13 protein-coding genes and 1 pseudogene are annotated in these 18,124 nt (G+C 70.0%); 8 read left to right on the top strand and 6 right to left on the bottom strand.

The window, feature by feature from the left end; all coding sequences use genetic code 11:
• Nucleotides 1-2: 2 nt before the first annotated feature.
• The 3 genes from glgB to DPQ65_RS09440 are packed head-to-tail and all read right to left on the bottom strand — an operon-like array spanning nucleotide 3 to nucleotide 7,724.
• Nucleotides 3-3,899, bottom strand: a complete 3,897-nt coding sequence (gene glgB / locus DPQ65_RS09450) for a 1,4-alpha-glucan branching protein GlgB (protein WP_114907107.1) — start codon at nucleotides 3,897-3,899, stop codon at nucleotides 3-5.
• Nucleotide 3,900: 1 nt separating this feature from the next.
• Entirely contained in the window at nucleotides 3,901-5,607 is a 1,707-nt protein-coding gene (gene treS / locus DPQ65_RS09445) for a maltose alpha-D-glucosyltransferase (protein WP_114907106.1), read from the bottom strand.
• Entirely contained in the window at nucleotides 5,607-7,724 is a 2,118-nt protein-coding gene (locus DPQ65_RS09440) for an alpha-1,4-glucan--maltose-1-phosphate maltosyltransferase (protein WP_114907105.1), read from the bottom strand. Before DPQ65_RS09440 ends, treS begins: the two co-directional genes overlap by 1 nt.
• A 12-nt stretch (nucleotides 7,725-7,736) precedes the next feature.
• On the opposite strand from DPQ65_RS09440, the gene glgP reads away from it, so the two are divergent.
• Together glgP and DPQ65_RS09430 are read left to right on the top strand one after the other, a co-directional pair.
• Nucleotides 7,737-10,319, top strand: coding sequence for an alpha-glucan family phosphorylase (gene glgP, locus DPQ65_RS09435; RefSeq protein ID WP_114907104.1), 2,583 nt, complete (start codon nucleotides 7,737-7,739; stop codon nucleotides 10,317-10,319).
• Between the two features lie 177 nt (nucleotides 10,320-10,496).
• Nucleotides 10,497-11,420, top strand: coding sequence for a hypothetical protein (locus tag DPQ65_RS09430; RefSeq protein WP_162802142.1), 924 nt, complete (start codon nucleotides 10,497-10,499; stop codon nucleotides 11,418-11,420).
• Nucleotides 11,421-11,427: 7 nt separating this feature from the next.
• Here DPQ65_RS09430 and DPQ65_RS09425 read toward each other — a convergent pair whose 3' ends face one another.
• Both DPQ65_RS09425 and glgX read right to left on the bottom strand, forming a co-directional pair.
• A complete protein-coding gene (locus DPQ65_RS09425) occupies nucleotides 11,428-11,757 on the bottom strand; it encodes a hypothetical protein (protein ID WP_114907102.1) in 330 nt (109 codons plus the stop codon).
• Between the two features lie 76 nt (nucleotides 11,758-11,833).
• On the bottom strand, nucleotides 11,834-13,954 hold the full coding sequence (gene glgX / locus DPQ65_RS09420; RefSeq protein WP_114907101.1) for a glycogen debranching protein GlgX: 2,121 nt from the start codon (nucleotides 13,952-13,954) through the stop codon (nucleotides 11,834-11,836).
• 34 nt (nucleotides 13,955-13,988) lie between these two features.
• Here glgX and DPQ65_RS09415 point away from each other — a divergent pair, with 34 nt between their 5' ends.
• Nucleotides 13,989-14,579, top strand: coding sequence for a hypothetical protein (locus tag DPQ65_RS09415; RefSeq protein ID WP_202863069.1), 591 nt, complete (start codon nucleotides 13,989-13,991; stop codon nucleotides 14,577-14,579).
• A complete protein-coding gene (locus DPQ65_RS09410) occupies nucleotides 14,576-15,382 on the top strand; it encodes an enoyl-CoA hydratase/isomerase family protein (RefSeq protein WP_114907100.1) in 807 nt (268 codons plus the stop codon). Before DPQ65_RS09415 ends, DPQ65_RS09410 begins: the two co-directional genes overlap by 4 nt.
• 149 nt (nucleotides 15,383-15,531) lie before the next feature.
• Here DPQ65_RS09410 and DPQ65_RS09405 read toward each other — a convergent pair whose 3' ends face one another.
• The gene (locus tag DPQ65_RS09405) at nucleotides 15,532-15,891 is read right to left on the bottom strand and encodes a VOC family protein (protein ID WP_114907473.1); all 360 of its coding nucleotides are present in this window, start codon (nucleotides 15,889-15,891) and stop codon (nucleotides 15,532-15,534) included.
• A gap of 85 nt (nucleotides 15,892-15,976) precedes the next feature.
• Here DPQ65_RS09405 and DPQ65_RS09400 point away from each other — a divergent pair, with 85 nt between their 5' ends.
• The 4 genes and pseudogenes from DPQ65_RS09400 to DPQ65_RS09385 all read left to right on the top strand — a co-directional run.
• Nucleotides 15,977-16,330: a PadR family transcriptional regulator gene (locus DPQ65_RS09400; protein ID WP_238146767.1), complete on the top strand. Its 354-nt coding sequence runs from the start codon at nucleotides 15,977-15,979 to the stop codon at nucleotides 16,328-16,330.
• A gap of 2 nt (nucleotides 16,331-16,332) precedes the next feature.
• Nucleotides 16,333-17,082 (top strand): hypothetical protein, encoded by a 750-nt coding sequence (locus tag DPQ65_RS09395; protein WP_114907099.1) that lies wholly within the window; start codon nucleotides 16,333-16,335, stop codon nucleotides 17,080-17,082.
• 80 nt (nucleotides 17,083-17,162) lie between these two features.
• Nucleotides 17,163-17,945, top strand: coding sequence for an electron transfer flavoprotein subunit beta/FixA family protein (locus tag DPQ65_RS09390; RefSeq protein WP_114907098.1), 783 nt, complete (start codon nucleotides 17,163-17,165; stop codon nucleotides 17,943-17,945).
• A gap of 29 nt (nucleotides 17,946-17,974) precedes the next feature.
• Nucleotides 17,975-18,124, top strand: a pseudogene (locus DPQ65_RS09385) (electron transfer flavoprotein subunit alpha/FixB family protein); the annotation flags it as partial.

The following is an 18,124-nucleotide window of genomic DNA, read 5'->3' as shown; positions in this document are numbered from 1 at the left end:
GGCTACTCCTTGGTGGTGGACGGGGCGGTGTGGTCCGCAGGTGACTGCTCCGGTATGCCGTCAGCCGGCTGCTTCCGGGCGGTCACCTCCGCGGGCCTGTCGGTGGGCAGGGCATCGACGGTGGTCGTCGCACCGGTCGCCTCGGGCACGAGCCAGAGCACCCCGAGCGGCGGCAGGGTCAGGGTCAGCGAGTGGGGCTGACCCTGGTGCGGCTGGTCGGTGGCGGTCACCGAGCCCAGGTTGCCGACGCCGGAGCCGCCATAGGCGTGGGCGTCGGTGTTGACCACCTCCTGCCAGCGGCCGGGTCGCGGGACCCCGAGACGGACCTCACGGGGGGTCCCGGCGAAGTTGGCGGCCGCGACGAGCACCGGGCGGTGCCCGGCCTCGTCCTCGGTGCCGTAGCGCACGAAGCTGAAGGTGTTGCCCCGCGCGTCGTCGGCGTCCAGCCACTGGAAGCCCGAGCTCTGGTGGTCCAGCTGCCACAGGGCGGCCGTCTCCCGGTAGGTCAGGTTCAGGTCGCGCACCAGGTGCTGGACGCCGACGTGCGCCGGCTGGTCCAGCAGCCACCAGTCCAGGCTGCGTCCGTCGGCCCACTCCGCGATCTGGGCGAACTCCTGGCCCATGAACAACAGCTGCTTGCCGGGGTGGGCCCACATGAACGCCAGGTAGGCACGGAGGCTGGCCAGCATCTGCCACCGGTCGCTGCCGCCCATCTTGCGCAGCAGCGAGCCCTTGCCGTGGACGACCTCGTCGTGGCTGATCGGCAGCACGAACTGCTCGGAGAAGGCATACATCAACGAGAAGGTCATCTGGTGGTGGTGGTACTGCCGGTGGACCGGCTGCCGGGCGATGTAGTCCAGCGAGTCGTGCATCCACCCCATGTTCCACTTGAAGCCGAAGCCCAGCCCGCCTGATGAGGTCGGGCGCGTCACCCCCGGCCAGGACGTCGACTCCTCGGCGATGATGACCACGCCGGGGTTGCGGCGGTAGGCGGTGGCGTTGGTCTCCTGCAGCAGCGCCACCGCCTCGAGGTGCTCGCGGCCGCCGTGCTTGTTGGGCAGCCACTCGCCCTCGTTGCGTGAGTAGTCGAGGTAGAGCATCGAGGCGACACCGTCCACGCGCAGTCCGTCGGCGTGGAACTCCTCCAGCCAGAACAGGGCGTTGGCCACCAGGAAGTTGCGGATCTGGGGTCGACCGAAGTCAAAGATGTAGGAGCCCCACTCGTTCTGCCAGCCGCGGCGCGGGTCCGGGTGCTCGTAGAGCGGGGTGCCGTCGAACCGGGCCAGTGCCCAAGGGTCGGTGGCGAAGTGCCCGGGCACCCAGTCCAGGATGACCCCGATGCCGGCCTGGTGCAGCCGGTCGATCAGGTAGCGCAGGTCGTCGGGGGAGCCGAAGCGGGAGTCGGCGGCGTAGTAGCCGGTCACGTGGTAGCCCCAGGACGGGGCGTAGGGGTGCTGCATCACCGGCATCAGCTCGACATGGGTGAATCCCATCTGGGTGACGTAGCGGGTCAGTTGCTCGGCCAGGTCGCGGTAGGAGGCGCCCTGGCGCCAGGAGCCCAGGTGCACCTCGTAGATGCTCATCGGCCCGGTGTGCGGGTCCGTGCTGGCGCGTCGCTCCATCCAGTCCTGGTCACCCCACTCGTGCCAGTCGTGGGTGACGATCGAGGCCGAGCTCGGCGGCACCTCCGCGGCGCGGGCCATCGGGTCGGCCTTGAGCCGCCGGTGCCCGTCCGGTCCGGTGATGTCGAACTTGTAGCGGTTGCCGGCCCAGACATCGGGCAGGAAGATCTCCCAGATCCCGCTCTCGCCGAGGACCCGCATGGGGTGTGCCGTGTTGTCCCACTGGTTGAAGTCACCGACCACGTGCACGCCTCGGGCGTTGGGGGCCCAGACGGCGAAGCTGGTGCCCCGGACCTGCCCCAGCGGGCCGTCGTAGGTCCGCAGGTGCGCGCCGAGCACCGTCCAGAGCTGCTCGTGCCGGCCCTCGCCGATCAGGTGCCGGTCCATCTCGCCGAGGGTGGGCAGGAAGCGGTAGGGGTCGTCCTGCTGGTGCCCCACCCCGTCGCCCCAGGTGACCTCGAGCCGGTAGTCGGGGATGTCGGTGCGCGGCAGCACGGCCGTCCAGATGCCGTGGGTCTCGTGGCGCATCGGGTGACGCTCGCCCCCGGAGAGCAGGACCGTGACCGACTCGGCCAGGGGGCGGAGCGCCCGGATGGTGATGCCGCCGTCGTGCGGGTGGGCACCCAGCAGGGAGTGCGGGTCGCGGTGCAGCCCCCGCAGCAGCAGCTCCACCTCGCCCTCCGCGAGCGGCCTCTCCCCAATTTTTGGGGAGGTTCGGACCGCCTCATGCGCATTCTTGGGGAGGTTTGGCTCGCTCCCGACGTCGCCCGCACCCTCGCTCCCGCTCTCGGGGCCGACCGGACTGAGCGAGTCAGACCCGGTCCGATCGTCCCCAAAAATGGTCACAGCGCGATCCGAACCTCCCTCAAAATGGGGGTGAGCCGGCCCGTTGGTCACGGAGTCTCCCACCAGCTCGCGGACCGCGGCCACCGGGATGGCGACCCAGCCGGGCCGGTTGCGGGTCTCGTAGACCACCTCGTACAGCGCCTTGTCCAGCTCCAGGGCAGCCAGCACCGCGGCCGATGCGGACAGGTCCGTTCCGGAGGCCTCGGCATACCCCGCCAGGAAGGCCTCGCGGGTCGCGCGGGACCAGCGGCTCCGGTCGACCGAGTGGTCCTGGGCCAGGGATCCCGCGGCGTAGTCGAAGGAGCGCAGCATGCCCGCGACATCGCGCAGCGCGACGTCCGGCAGGGAGCGCTCGTCCAGCGGTCGCAGCGGCTCGCCCTCGAAGTCGACCAGGACCCACCCCCGGTCGGGGACGTCGAGCACCTGACCCAGGTGGTAGTCCCCGTGCACGCGCTGCAGGGGCGGCCAGGCCGCGGACTCGGCGGCCTCGAAGACCGAGGTGACCTGCGCGTCATACTCCTGCAGCTCCGGGGCAGCCTCCCGGGCCTCCGCGTGCCGCTCCCGCAACCGCGCCAGCAGGCCCGCGCGCCGCTGCGGGGTGAGCTCCTCGGTGCCGAAGGCCTCGCGCAGGGTGGCGTGCACCTGCGCCGTAGCGGTGCCCAGCTCACGGGCCCGGGAGGTGAAGTCGGTGTCGTCCCGCGCGGCGACCAGGGCGATGCGCCAGGCGTCCTGCACACCGGGGAGGAACTCCTGGGCGAAGGCCAGGTGCCCCTGGGCGAGCGTGTCGCCCGCGTGCCACGTGCCGGTGACCCAGCCGACCGGCTGCGGGACCAGCGTGCTCCCGGCCTCGGCCAGCGCGCTCTGCACCGCGACGTCGGGGTTCTCGCCGGGTTGCAGCACCCGGAAGACCTTGATGATGACCGGCGCGGACTGGCCCGGCTCGCCGGTCTCCACGATGATCGAGGTGTTGGACTGCTCGCCGACCAGGACGGCGCTGCGGCGCACCAGCGGCCGTGGCCCCTGCGACCGGGTCGTCGTGGCGCTGCCGGTCAGTTCGGTGTCCGCGTCGCCGCTCACGGTGGCCCCGGAGTGCATCAGGTCGGCCAGGGCCTGGACATAGACGGGGTCGTGGCAGCCGTCGTAGACCCACCGGGTGCCCAGCTCGGAGTGCTCGGTGGTGGCCACCAGGGCGGTGTGCAGCTCGGGGTCCGCCGCGCTGCGGTAGGTGAGTGGCACGTGGTAGGTCACCGGCGCCGGGCCGGACTCGTCGACCACGAGGTGGATCTCGATGCCGACCTCGCCGGCCGGGTCCTCCAGACGGTAGCCACCGACCCGGCGCAACGAGGGGGTGCGGCCCTTGCCGGTGAACCAGCGCTGGGAGGCGACCCAGGTGGGGAGGAACTCCGCGAACGACGGTGTCAGCGTGGGCATCTCAGACTCCTTCAGGTGTCAGGCCGAGCCAGTAGAAGTCCTGCGAGCCCAGGGCAAGGTGGATCGAGCCGTCGGCGTCCACGTCCTGGAAGCCGGCGCCGCCGAACAGGTCGGTGGTCACGGCCCCAGCGAGGGCCTCGGGCAGCTGGATGCGTGCCGCCTGCGGGCGGGCCGACAGGTTGTTGACGCACAGCACGCCCGGTCGGCCCTCGAACTCGGCCTCGGGGTCGGTCATGACGCGGGTGTAGGCCAGCACGGCCGGGTTGTCCGCCTCGCAGAGGGTGAACTCGCCGAGGCCGAACACCTCGTGCCGGGACCGGATCTGGAGCATCCCCCGGACCCAGTGCAGCAGTGAGGAGCCGGTGGCCATCTGGGCCTCCACATTCACGGCGGCGTGGTGGTAGACCAGGCTGGAGATCACCGGCAGATAGAGCTTGCCGGGATCGGCGGTGGAGAAGCCGGCGTTGCGGTCCGGCGTCCACTGCATCGGGGTGCGGACCGCGTCGCGGTCGCTCAGCCAGATGTTGTCGCCCATGCCGATCTCGTCGCCGTAGTAGAGGCAGGGGGAGCCGGGCAGGCTCAGCAGCAGGGCGTTGATCAGCTCGATCTCGGCGCGGGAGTTGTCCAGCAGCGGCGCCAGCCGGCGCCGGATCCCGATGTTGGCCCGCATCCGTGGGTCGGGGGCGTACCAGCCGTACATCGCCGACCGCTCCTCGGGAGAGACCATCTCCAGCGTCAGCTCGTCGTGGTTGCGCAGGAAGGTGCCCCACTGGGTGCCCTCCGGGATCCGCGGGGTCTCCTCCATCACCCGGATGATCGAGGCGGCGGTCTCCTCCCGCAGCGCGTAGTAGAGCCGCGGCATCACCGGGAAGTGGAAGCACATGTGGCACTCCGGGGCCTCCGGGGTGCCGAAGTAGTCGACCACCTCGGCCGGCAGCTGGTTGGCCTCGGCCAGCAGCACCCGGCCGGGATACTCCTCGTCCACCATCGCGCGCAGGCTGGCCAGGAACGCATGGGTGCGGGGCAGGTTCTCGCAGCTGGTCCCCTCCTCCTCGAACAGGTAGGGGACCGCATCCAGCCGGAACCCGTCGATGCCCATGTCCATCCAGAACCGGACCACGTCGAACATGGCCTCCTGGACGGCCTCGTTCTCGAAGTTCAGGTCGGGCTGGTGGCTGAAGAAGCGGTGCCAGTAGAACTGCCGGCGCACGCTGTCGAAGTGCCAGTTGGAGACCTCGGTGTCGACGAAGATGATCCGGGCGTCGGCATACCGGTCGTCGGTGTCGGACCACACGTAGAAGTCGCCGTACGGACCCTCCGGGTCCGAGCGCGAGGCCTGGAACCAGGCGTGCTGGTCGGAGGTGTGGTTCATGACCAGGTCGGTGATGATCCGTATGCCGCGCGCGTGCGCCTGGGAGATCAGCTCCTGGAACTCCGGCAGGGTCCCGAACTCGGGGAGGACCGCCGTGTAGTCGGCCACGTCATAGCCGCCGTCGCGCAGGGGCGAGGCATAGAACGGCGGCAGCCACAGGCAGTCCACGCCCAGCCACTGCAGGTAGTCCAACCGGGTGATCAGGCCGCTGAAGTCGCCCGAACCGGACCCCGTGGAGTCGTCGAAGGCGCGGACCAGGACCTCGTAGAAGACCGCCTTGCGATACCAGTCGGGGTCGTAGCGCAGACCGGGCTGCTGCAGGTTCAGACCCCGCATCAGAACTTCCTGACCGCGATGATGTGGACCGGCAGGCTGCCGGGGCCGAGCTGCACGAAGTTGGCTCCGCCCCAGTGCCACTGGGCCCCGGTGAGCAGCTCATGGGCCACGAAACGGTCCTGCCAGCCCAGGCCGATGGCCGGCATGTTCAGGTGCACGGTGGTGGCCCGGACGGCGTGCGGGTCCAGGTTGGCCACCACGATGATCTCGTCGGACTCGGAGCCGTCGTGCGCCCCACCGCCCCGCTTGGAGAAGACCAGGAAGTTCTCGTCCTCGGCGTTGTGGAAGGTGATGTTGCGGATCCAGTGCAGCGCCGGGTGCTCGCGGCGGATCTCGTTGAGCCGCTTCAGGAACGGGGCCAGGTTGGGCCGTCCGTGCGCCTCGTCGCGGCCGCCGTCCGGGGTGTCCAGGTCCCAGCGGCGGTTCTTGAACTCATACTTCTCGTTGTCGATGTGCTCCTCGGCCCCCGGGCGGGCCACGCTCTCGCAGTGCTCGTAGCCGGCGTAGATCCCGTAGGTGGGGACCAGGGTCGCGGCCAGGGCAGCGCGCACCTGGAAGGCGGTCAGGCCGCCGTACTGCATGTAGGGCGTGAGGATGTCGTGCGTGGTCGGCCAGAAGGACGGCCGCATGTAGGTCGCGGCCTTCCCGGAGAGCTCGGTGACGTACTCCCTGAGCTCGGCCGCCTCGTTGCGCCATGCGTAGTAGGTGTAGGACTGCTGGAAGCCGACCTTGGCCAGCGTGTGCATCATGGCCGGCTTGGTGAACGCCTCGGCCAGCCAGATGACCTCCGGGTGGTCGAGGGCCACATCGGCGATCAGCCACTGCCAGAACTCCACCGGCTTGGTGTGCGGGTTGTCGACGCGGAAGAGCGTGACGCCGTGGTCGATCCAGACCTGGACGACCCGTCGCACCTCGGCGTAGATGGTCTCCGGGGCGTTGTCGAAGTTGACCGGATAGATGTCCTGGTACTTCTTCGGAGGGTTCTCGGCGTAGGCGATGGACCCGTCCGCCCGCGTGGTGAAGAACTCGGGATGCTCTGTGGCCCAGGGGTGGTCGGGCGCAGCCTGCAGCGCCAGGTCCAGCGCCACCTCCAGCCCCAGCTCCTGCGCCCGGGCGACGAAGGCGTCGAAGTCGTCGAAGTCGCCCAGGTCGGGGTGCAGGGCGTCGTGCCCGCCCTCCGCGGCGCCGATCGCGTAGGGGCTGCCGGGGTCGTGCTCCTGCGCATCCAGGGTGTTGTTGCGACCCTTGCGGTTGGTCCGCCCGATCGGGTGCACCGGCGTGAGGTACACGACGTCGAAGCCCATGTCGGCGACCGCGGGCAACCGCTGCGCCGCCGTCGCGAAGGTGCCGCTCGTCCACAGACCGGTCTCCGGGTCCTGGGTGGCACCCTCCGAGCGGGGGAAGATCTCATACCAGGCGCCGTGCAGGGCCAGCTGTCGCTCCACCCACCAGGTGTGCTCGCGGCTCGGGCTGACCAGGTCCCGCAACGGCGCGTGGGTGAGCATGTCGCGCAGGTCGGTGCCAGCCGCCAGGCGCTCACCGACCGGGCGCTCGGTGTCGCGCAGTGCGGCGACCGCCTCGGTGAGCAGCTGAGCGTCCTCGGGAGACCGCTCGACCTCATCGCGGGCACGCTCGATGACGCGGGCGCCCTCCTCGAGCATCAGTTCCACGTCCACCCCGGCCTCGATCTTGATCGGGGCGTCGTGGTGCCAGGTGGCATAGGGGTCGGACCAGCCCTCGACCCGATAGGACCAGACGCCCTCGCGGTCGGCGAAGACCGTGGTGCCCCAGTGGTCCAGGCCGGGGTTGAGCAGGTGCATGCGGAGGTGGTGCTCGGCACCGTCCGGGTCGGTCAGCACGACCGTCGCGCTGACCTTGTCGTGGCCCTCGCGGAAGACCGTGGCGGTGATCGGGAACAGTTCGTTCACCACGGATTTCGTCGGTCGGTCACCCCCGTCGACGGCCGGGCGGACCTCCTGCACGGGGATCCGCCCGATCGGTCGCTGACCCACGAGGTCGAGCACGGACTGGTTGATGCCGCTCCCTGATGTCTGGCTCACGATCCCGACGCTACCGGTCGGGAGGTGCGCGTGCACGGCACACCGGCCCCACGGCATACCCTGTGCGGTGTGAAGGCCATCCGCAGACTCCACGTGCGCACTGTTCTCCCCGACGCGCTGTCCCCGTTGCACCACCTCGCTCTCAATCTGCGCTGGTCATGGCACCCGCCGACGCTCGACCTCTTCGAGAGCATCGACCCGCAGAAGTGGGCCGATGGCAACCGCGAACCGCTGGCCATGCTCAGCGCGCTGACACCCGACGAGCTGGAGCGCCTGGCGGGCGACCCTGCCTTCGTGCAGCGGGTCCGCGAGGCAGGCGAGGGTCTGCAGCGCTATCTGACCGAGCCGCGCTGGTATCAGCGAGAGGCCGAGGCGGGTGCCGCGGCCGGTGGGTTCGGGCAGGCCTATGCCTACTTCTCCCCGGAGTTCGGGATCACCGCCGCGCTGCCGCAGTACTCCGGCGGCCTGGGGATCCTGGCCGGTGACCACCTCAAGAGCGCCTCCGACCTGGGGGTGCCGATCGTCGGCATCGGCCTGTTCTACAAGAGCGGCTACTTCCGGCAGCGGCTCAACGCCGAGGGCTGGCAGCAGGAGTCCTATCCGGTGCTGGACCCGGACAACCAGCCGCTGGCCCTGCTGCGTGAGCAGGACGGCAGTCCCGCGGTGATCTCCCTGGCGATGCCCGGCGGTGCCCACCTGGACGCCCACGTGTGGCGGGCCCAGGTCGGGCGCGTGCCGCTGCTGCTGCTGGACTCCGACGTGGAGACCAACGACGCGAGCAAGCGCGACCTGACCGACCGTCTCTACGGCGGGGGCGGCGACCAGCGGCTGCAGCAGGAGATGCTGCTCGGGATCGGTGGCGTGCGGGCGCTGCGGCTGTGGTCGCGACTGACCGGCGCCCCCGAGCCGGACGTCTATCACATGAACGAGGGCCACGCGGGCTTCCAGGGGCTGGAGCGGATCAGTGAGCTGGTCTCCGGCGCCGGACTGTCCTTCGAGGAGGCGCTGCGTGCCGTGCGGGCCTCGACGGTCTTCACCACGCACACCCCGGTGCCCGCGGGCATCGACCGCTTCGGCGTCGACCAGATGTCGCAGCACTTCGGCGGCGGCTCCGAACTGCCCGGGGTGCCGTTGCCACAGCTCCTGGAGCTCGGCGCCGAGACCTACGACGGTGGGGACAGCAACGTCTTCAACATGGCGGTGATGGGGCTCCGGTTGGGACAGCGGGCCAACGGTGTCTCGGTGCTGCACGGCGAGGTCAGCCGCGGCATGTTCCAGGGCCTGTGGCCGGGCTTCGACCAGTCCGAGGTGCCGATCGGCTCGATCACCAACGGGGTGCACGCCGGCACCTGGGTGGACCGCAAGGTCTTCGGGCTGGCAGCCGAGTTCATGGGTGCCGAGGCGCTCGTCAACGGCACCGCCTTCGACCGCATCGCCGCGGTGCCCGTCGACCGGATCTGGGCCACCAAGCGCGAGATGCGCGACCAGCTGGTGACCGAGACCCGCACCCGCCTGCGCAAGTCGATGCGCACCCGCGGATCCACCCCAGCGGAGCTGGGGTGGATCGATGACGTCCTGGACCCAGACATCCTGACGATCGGCTTCGCGAGGCGAGTGCCGACATACAAGCGGCTGACCCTGATGCTCCGCGACCCCGAGCGTCTCGCCAAGATCCTCCTGGACCCCGACCGCCCGGTGCAGCTGGTCATCGCCGGCAAGGCCCACCCGGCCGACGACACCGGCAAGCGGCTGATCCAGGAGATGGTGCGCTTCACCGACGACCCCACACTGCGGCACCGGATCGTCTTCCTGCCCAACTACGACATCGCGATGGCGCAGCGTCTCTACCCGGGCTGTGACGTGTGGCTCAACAACCCGCTGCGCCCGTTCGAGGCGTGCGGCACCTCCGGCATGAAGGCAGCCCTGAACGGGGCTCTCAACCTGTCGATCCTGGACGGCTGGTGGGACGAGTGGTTCGACGGTGAGAACGGCTGGGCGATCCCGACCGCTGACGGCGTCGACGACGACCGGCGGGACGCGCTGGAGGCCGCGGCGCTGTATGACCTGCTGGAGAACAGCGTCGTGCCGACCTTCTATGACACCGACGAGGCGGGGCTGCCCACGCGCTGGCTGGAGATGATCCAACACACCCTCGGAACCCTCGGGCCCAAGGTGATGGCCGACCGGATGGTGCGCGACTACACCCGGGCGCTGTACCTGCCCGCGGCCCGGGCCGGTTGGGCGGTCCGCGACGACAACTACGCCGGTGCCCGCGACCTCGCGACGGCGGTCGAGCGGCTCCGGGCCGCCTGGCCGTCGGTGCGGGTCGAGCACGTGGAGGCCGAGGGCGTCAGCGACAGTCCGCAGATCGGCGAGACGGTGCGCGTGCACGCCTACCTCGCGCTCGGCGACCTCTCCCCGGAGGATGTGAGCGTGCAGGTGGCCTTCGGTCGGGCCTCGGAGACCGACGAGTTGACCGAGGTCGAGACCAGCCTGCTGCAGCCCGTGGAGTCCTACGACGGTGGTCGCCACCGGTTCGACGGCGAGCTGGCGCTGACCCGCACCGGGTCGCTCGGCTGGACCGTCCGCGTGCTGCCCGCGCACCCGTTGCTGGCCTCCGACGCCGAACTCGGCCTGGTCGCCAACGCCTAACCCATTTTTGGGGAGGTTTGGACCGCCTCGCGCGCCTTTTTGGGGAGGTTTGGACCGCCGCAACCCTGGACCCGTCGTCCCCAGCCTCCCCGGCGACTGGACGTTGTCCACAGGACCCTCCGGGGTGCTGGCGCCATCTGCCGTGCCCACCCCATGCTGCCTGGCGGGAGGTGGCACATGTTCGAGGTTGCGAGAACAGCAGAGCTGCGCAGCAGAGGAATGTCCAAGCGGGCGACGAACAGTCTGCTGCGGGTTCCGGGTGTCCCGGGCGTTCGGGTGCTCGGAGACCCGCCGGATGACCTGCGGCTGCTGCGGGCGCGGGCCGCAATGGAGCGCGCCCCCGCCGGTGCCGTGCTGTCGGGCTGGGCCGCCGCCGTGGTGCACGGGGTGACCCCCAGGTTCCTCGATGGCACCACGGACGGAAGCACGCTGAAGCCGATCGACCTCAGTGTCCCAGCGGACGTCGGCAGCTATGACACGCGTGGGTTGCGCATCCGGCGGTCCAGGGTGCCCGAGTCCCACAGGGAGGAGGTGGATGGGTTCCTCGTCACGAGCGGGCCGCGCACGACGCTCGATCTGGCCCGCTGGGCGCCCACCGCGGGCACGCGCCTGGGCATGCTGGACGTGGGCGCGCGGTTCGGGATGATCCAGCGTGACCCGTTCGCAGACTTCCTGGACCCGCTGGGTGGCCTGCACCGGCTGGCCCAGGTCCGCGCGCTCTTTCCGCACATCAGCGCCCGGGCGGAGTCGGTGCCAGAGAGCGAGATGCGCTATCACTGGATCCAAGCAGGGCTGCCCGCACCCGTCGTGAACCAGCCGGTCTACGACCGACTCGGACACTTCGTGGCACGCGTGGACCTGTGCGATCCAGAGACGGGGCTGGTGGGGGAGTACCAGGGCTTCCCGCATCGCGTCGACTTAGCGGGACAGCTCGACGAACAGCGCGCGACCCGGCTGCGGGGTATGAACATGACGATCGCCGAGGTCTGGAACGAGGACCGGCCCCGGACCGAGGCGATCCTGCTCGAGCAGCATGCCGAGGCTCTCCGGAGAGACGCCCGCCTCGATGCGTGGATCTGCCCCGAGGTCGAGGACTGGTGACCCGCCGCTACTCGTCGCCGTCGGCCACCTGCACCTGAGCGAGCGCCGTGCTCAGCCATGTGCTGTCGATCGAATCATCATCCGGTGGTCCCAGGCTTGGCTGCCCGATGAAGTCACCTGCCAGGAGGCCGGCCGATGCGCAGGCCCGGGTGAGCGCATTCTTGTATGCCGCTCGGTCGGCTCCGTCGGGCACCTGGACACCGATGAAGGTCGGGTCCTCTGCCTCGGAGCGCACCGCCTCGCGCAGCGCCAGACTGCGCGCGTCGTTGGCGTCCCCAGGAAGATGCCTTTCGGTGCGGGCAGCCGGATCCAGCCACGTGGCACGGATGTACCGCACCAGCCCATGCCACGGGTGCGGGACCGGTCCAAACCTCCCCAAGATCGCGCGAGGGCCGGTCCGAACCTCCCCAAAATTAGGACAGGACGGCGAGGGACACGGGGCCCATCGTCAGTTCCTTGCCAACGGGCCCGGGGTCCTGCGGCCGTTCCCAGGTGCTGTCCCACTCCAGGCGCCACGGGTGGGCGCCGCCGGTGTCGGGGAACCGCACCGTGACCTCCTCGGTCGCGCCGTTGACCACGACCAGCACCAGGTCTGCCGCGTCGGCGGGTGAGTCCACCAGGTCGCGGCCATCAAAGAGTGCCCCGAGGGTGCGCAGTGCCGGGTCCGACCACTGCCCCTCGGTCAGGATCTCGCCATCGACCCCGAACCAGCGCAGCCGCACGTGGCCGCGCACAGCCTCGAAGGTCTGGAACTCCGGTGGCCTCAGCACCCGGTGGGCCCGGCGCAGCTCCAGCAGCCGCGCCGTGGTGGCGACCAGGTCGGCGTCCGCGGCGGCCCAGTCCAGCCAGCTGATCTCGTTGTCCTGGCAGTACGCGTTGTTGTTCCCGCCCTGCGTCCGACCGAACTCGTCGCCGGCGGTGATCATCGGCACGCCTGCTGCCAGCAGGTTGGTCGCCATCAGATTGCGCACCGAACGACGCCGCGCCGCGAGGATGTCGAGGTCGTCGGTCGGCCCCTCGACGCCGTGGTGCCAGCTGCGGTTGTCGCCGTGGCCGTCCCGGTTCCCCTCCCGATTGGCCTCGTTGTGTTTCTGCTCGTATGCCGTGGTGTCGGCGAGCGTGAACCCGTCGTGGGCCGTGACGAAGTTGAGGGAGGCGATCGGGCCCCGGTCGTCCCGGTGAAAGAGGTCGGCGGACCCGGCAAGCCGGGTCGCCAGCTCTCGTGCGCCGTGCCCGGTCTCCCCGCGCAGAACGCGCGCGGTGTCGGGCAGCCAGAAGGTGCGCACCGCGTCGCGGAAGCGGTCGTTCCACTCGGCGAACGGCGGCGGGAACTGCCCGGTGCGCCACCCGTGCACACCGACGTCCCAGGGCTCGGCAATGAGCATCACCCGGGACAGCACCGGGTCGGTGCGCAGCGCCACGTGGAAGGCGTGGTCCGGGTCATAAGCGTCGTCTCGGCCGCGGGCGAGGGCCGGAGCCAGGTCGAAGCGGAACCCATCGACGTGGAACTCGGTCACCCAGTGCCGCAACGAGTCCAGCACCATCTTGGCGACCATCGGCTCTCGCAGGTCGACGGTGTTGCCGCAGCCGGTGACGTCGATGTCGTGGCCGCGCTCGTCCAGCCGGTAGTAGGTCGCGTTGTCCAGCCCGCGCCAGGACAGCGTCGCGCCCGAGTTGGCACCCTGCTCGCAGGTGTGGTTGTAGACAACGTCGAGCACGACCTCGATGCCGGCGCCGTGCAGGGCCTTGATCGCACCCTTGAGCTCGTCCACCACTCCCTGCGGGTCCTGGGCCGCCGCGTAGCCCGCGTGGGGCGCGAAGAAGCCCATCGTGTTGTAGCCCCAGTAGTTGACCAGCCCGCCCTGCACCAGGTGCGGCTCATGGGTGAACGCATGGATCGGCAGCAGCTCCAGGGTCGTGACACCCAGGTCACGCAGGTGCTCCAGGACGGCCGGGTGCCCCAGTGCCGCATAGGTGCCCCGAATCTCCTCGGGCACGTCCGGATGCCGCATCGTCAGCCCGCGCACGTGGGCCTCATAGATCACCGACTCGGTCCACCGACGCGAGGGGGAGCTGTCCTGCCCCCAGTCGAAGGTGCCGTGGTCGACCACCACCGACCGCGGGACGTATGCCGCACTGTCCCGGTCGTCTTGGACGGCACCGTCGCCGTTCCACTCCTGGTCCACGACGTGGCCGAACACCTCCGGGCCCCAGCGGACGTCGCCGGCGATCGCCCCGGCATACGGGTCGAGGAGCAGTTTGGCGGGGTTGTGTCGGTGTCCCTGCTCGGGTGACCAGGGGCCGTGCACCCGGAAGCCGTAGCGCTGGCCGGGTCGGACTCCCTCCACGACGTCCCACCAGATGCCGTAGGCCTTGCGGGACAACGGGATCCGCCGCTCGGCCCCGTCGTCATCGAAGAGACACAGCTCGACGGCCTCGGCGTGGGTGGCCAGGACGGACACGTCCGCCGTCCCGTTGTGGAGGGTGACGCCCAGCGGCGGGGGCACATCTGGTCGGTGGGTCGGCACGGGCATGGTCGCAGCCTAGGGACTCGGTTACGTTAGAACCATGACCGACCCCACCTCACTGCCGAACTTTCCCCCGCCCCCCGAGGAGCACCCGCTGCGCGGGCGGGTCCTCGATGCGTTGCAGGACCTGAAGCTGCAGCCCGACCTCGACTCTGACGGTGACATCAAGTTCACCGCCCAGGAGCAGCAGCTCTTCGCGCGCTCACTGACCGGCGGTCAGGTCGACATCCTGCGCATCTACGGCCAGTGGCAGATCGCTGACAGCGTGCCCGCCGACCTATTGACCCGGCTCAACGGCTGCAACGACATCACGCTGGGCGTCAACCTGGTCAAGGCCGGGATCGCGGCGGGCAACCTGGTCCTCAGCGTGGAGCAGGTGATCGCACCCAAGGAGAACCCCAAGCCCAAGGTGCAGATCGCGGTCAGCATGCTGCTGCAGGCCGTGGCCCTGTGGCACCGCAACGTGACCGCCAAGTCCAAGCGGGAGGCCGACATCGCGGCCGGCGGCACCGGTGACGTGGTCTCCGGGGACCAGGATGCGGTCACCGACGGCGAGGCACCCAAGGTCGGCCCGTGGCTGTCGGAGGGCATCAAGCGCCAGAAGCCCGAGGACGACGGCGGTCAGGCATGAGTCAGGTGCGCACGGTCGAGACGGCAAGCGAGCACGTCCGCGTCGAGATCGAGGACGGGATCGGCACGATCCGGGTCGACCGTCCCAAGATGAACCCGTTGGACACCGCGGTCCAGGACGCGCTCGGGGAGGCAGCCGGCATCGTGTCCGGCGACGCCGAGGTCCGCGCCGTGATCATCTACGGCGGTGAGAAGGTGTTTGCCGCTGGCGCGGACATCAAGGAGATGCAGACCATGTCCTACACCGACATGGTCGACCGTGCCGCCGTGATCCAGGAGTGCTTCAAGGCAGTCGCGCACATCCCCAAGCCGACCATCGCGGCCATCACCGGCTATGCCCTGGGCGCCGGCTGCGAGCTGGCGATGTGCGCCGACTTCCGGGTCGTGGGCAGCGACGCCAAGCTCGGCCAGCCCGAGATCCTGCTGGGCGTCATCCCGGGTGCGGGCGGCTCGCAACGGTTGCCCCGCCTGGTCGGGTCCTCCAGGGCCAAGGACCTGGTCTTCAGCGGCCGGATGGTCGACGCGCAGGAGGCGCTGTCGATCGGTCTGGTGGACGAGGTGGTCGAGCCAGACCAGGTGTATGCCGAGGCGCGCGCCCGTGCAGCCCGTTACGTCAGTGGTCCGGCCTACGCCCTGCGGGCGGCCAAGGAGGCCATCGACCGGGGGATGGAGACGGACCTGGACACCGGCCTGGCGATCGAGGCGATGCTGTTCGCGGGCGTGTTCGCCACCGAGGACCGGCAGATCGGCATGACCTCGTTCGTCCAGGACGGTCCAGGCAAGGCGAAGTTCACGGGCAACTGACCGAGCGCACCGGCGCCTGAGTTTTCGGGTGACCGGGCGCGTCGGCACCCACACCCCTCGCTCCGACACAGGGCCGCTTGCCGAGGGGGTGGCCGCGTGTCGTTGCTGTCCATCGAGCAGGTGGGCCTCGCCCGTCCCGACGGAGGCGCTCACGCGTCGGCGGACCAGACCCCCAACTCGTTGCCGCCGGGATCGGCGAAGTGAAACCGCCGCCCGCCCGGGAACTCGTAGGGCGCCTGGAGGATGCGACCGCCGGCGACCTCGACCGCCGCGAGAGAGGCATCGAGGTCGTCGGAGTAGAGCAGGACGAGCGGCCCGCCGGGGCCGGGTTGTCCCGTGCCGTTGAGCCCGCCGACCTCTCCCTGGCCGTCGGGCGTGCGGATGCCGCTGTAGGTCGGGCCGTAGTCGTTGAACGTCCACCCGAAGGCCCGGGCGTAGAAGTCGCGAGCTGTGGCCAGGTCGGCGGCGTTGATCTCGATGTAGTCGATTGCGTGGTGTGTCGGTGCCATGACCACACGCTAGGAGCGGGCACTGACGGTCACCCCCCACTGAAGCTAGTTGACGTGCCTGACTAGTCAGTGACATGATCTAGTGGTGAACGCAGAGCAGGAGTGGCCCAGCGAGTGGCTCCGGGGTGTGCTGAGCGTGTGCACCCTGCGGATCCTGCGCGACGGCCCGACCTACGGCTATGCCATCGCGACCCGGCTGGCCGAGGCCGGCCTGGGCACCGTCAAGGGCGGCACTCTCTATCCGCTGCTCGGCCGGCTCGAACAGGCCGGCTGGGTCGAGGTGGAGTGGCGACCGGGCGAGGGCGGGCCGGGTCGCAAGTTCTATGCGTTGACCGCCGCAGGGGCCGCTGAGGCGGAGCGGCAGGCCAGCCGGTGGGCCGAGTTCACCGACATCACCCGAACACTCACCGACCAGATCGTCTCGAAGGGACGGGCGTGACCATGAGGCAGAGCGACCCCGACACCACCGCGACGGGCGGAGTCGACATCAGCACCCCACACATCGACCGGGCCTGGCGCGACACCTTCGTCATCGAGCACCGACTCGCAGACCGCACGGGCGCTGAGATCGGGGACGCGCTCGCCACCGTCGACGCCCACTGTGCCGAGTCGGGGGAGAGCGCACCGGACGCCTTCGGCGACCCCACGGCATACTCACGGTCCCTGGTGGACGGGACTCCTGCGCGCACCTTCCGCCTCCGGCCGGCCACGGTCATCGGTCTGGTCCTCGGGCTCTTCGGTCTGGTCGCGGTGCCCCGCGCCGTGGACGCCTGGGTCGAGGGGACGCGGGTCGCTGTCTCCCAGGGTGACCTCGTCGCGGTCGCGGCCGCACTCGTGCTGACCCTCCTGGTTGCGTTGCGGCCCGGTCCGGCGCTGGCCCTGTTGGTGCGGCACCGGTGGACGACCTTCACCCTGCCTTTCGTGGTGCTGATCGCGCTGATCGTGCCGCAGGCCCTACTGCGGGGCAGTGTGGCTGAGTTTGCTTGGGGCACAGTCGCGGCCATCGGTGTGGTGGCGCTCGCGCTGCAGGTGGTGCTGACCTGGGCCGACTTCGCCGAGCCGGATCAGCTGATCGACCCGCGTCAGCCCGCACCCGGCCGGACCGCACTGCAGTGGCTGACCGCCTTCATCTTCCCCTTCCTCACTGTGCTGGTGCTGGGGATGGACGTGATCTATCGCGCAGTGGGTTGACCCGGTTTGGTGTCCCCCCGCGGGGCAGTGCAAAGATGACTACTAGGTAACCACCCGCCCCCAACGATGAGGATCGACACGTGAACATCGTCGTGTGTGTCAAGTACGTGCCGGACGCCCAGTCCGACCGCAGTTTCGAGGCCGACAACACCACGGACCGTGAGGCCGTGGACGGCCTGCTCTCCGAGCTCGATGAGTATGCCGTTGAGGCGGCCCTGGCACTGAACGAGGCGGGTGACGGCGGTGAGGTGACGGTCCTGACCATGGGGCCGGATGACGCCGCGGACGCGATCAAGAAGTCCCTGCAGATGGGCGCCGACAAGGGCGTGCACATCCTGGACGACGCGATCGCCGGGTCGGATGCGCCGGCGACCTCGCTGGTCCTGGCCGAGGCCATCAAGAAGATCGGGCCGGTGGACCTGGTGCTGACCGGCATCGCCTCCACCGACGGCACGATGAGCGTGGTTCCGGCCATGCTGGCCGAGCGCCTCGGCCTGCCGCAGGTGACCTTCGCCTCCGAGCTGACCGTCGAGGGCGGCACCGCCAGGATCCGCCGGGACGGCGACACCGCCTCCGATACGATCGAGGCGACGCTGCCGGCCGTGGTGTCGGTGACCGACCAGATCAACGAGCCGCGCTACCCCTCCTTCAAGGGGATCATGGCGGCCAAGAAGAAGCCGGTTGACACCTGGGGTCTGGCCGACCTGGGGATCGACGCCGGCCAGGTTGGGCTGGCGGCGGCGTGGACCACCGTGGAGGGTGTCGAGGCACGTCCCCCGCGCGCAGCGGGCGAGATCGTGACCGATGAGGGCGAGGGCGGCAAGGCCCTGGCCGAGTTCCTGGCCTCCCGCAAGTTCGTCTGAGTCCGACCAGAGAGAAGGAGAAAATCACCATGGCTGAAGTTCTGGTTCTGGTCGACCACGTCGACGGGAATGTCCGCAAGACCACGGCCGAGTTGCTGACCGCCGCAGCCCGCCTGGGTGAGCCGTCGGCCGTCTTCGTCGGCACCGGTTTCGAGACCGCCAAGGCTGCGCTGGCGCAG

Origin of the sequence: Ornithinimicrobium murale, assembly GCF_003352835.1 — a bacterium.
Lineage (GTDB): Bacteria > Actinomycetota > Actinomycetes > Actinomycetales > Dermatophilaceae > Ornithinicoccus > Ornithinicoccus muralis.
The sequence above is the reverse complement of the archived record's forward strand: the minus strand, read 5'-3'. Positions and strand labels throughout refer to the sequence as shown.

Bases quoted from the DNA above. Each gene is read 5' to 3' on its own strand.
- glgB (WP_114907107.1), bottom strand. From the start codon at position 3,899: ATGCCCACGCTGACACCGTCGTTCGCGGAGTTCCTCCCCACCTGGGTC.
- treS (WP_114907106.1), bottom strand. From the start codon at position 5,607: ATGCGGGGTCTGAACCTGCAGCAGCCCGGTCTGCGCTACGACCCCGAC.
- DPQ65_RS09440 (WP_114907105.1), bottom strand. From the start codon at position 7,724: ATGCCGTGGGGCCGGTGTGCCGTGCACGCGCACCTCCCGACCGGTAGC.
- DPQ65_RS09430 (WP_162802142.1), top strand. From the start codon at position 10,497: ATGTTCGAGGTTGCGAGAACAGCAGAGCTGCGCAGCAGAGGAATGTCC.
- glgX (WP_114907101.1), bottom strand. From the start codon at position 13,954: ATGCCCGTGCCGACCCACCGACCAGATGTGCCCCCGCCGCTGGGCGTC.
- DPQ65_RS09415 (WP_202863069.1), top strand. From the start codon at position 13,989: ATGACCGACCCCACCTCACTGCCGAACTTTCCCCCGCCCCCCGAGGAG.
- DPQ65_RS09410 (WP_114907100.1), top strand. From the start codon at position 14,576: ATGAGTCAGGTGCGCACGGTCGAGACGGCAAGCGAGCACGTCCGCGTC.
- DPQ65_RS09405 (WP_114907473.1), bottom strand. From the start codon at position 15,891: ATGGCACCGACACACCACGCAATCGACTACATCGAGATCAACGCCGCC.
- DPQ65_RS09395 (WP_114907099.1), top strand. From the start codon at position 16,333: ATGAGGCAGAGCGACCCCGACACCACCGCGACGGGCGGAGTCGACATC.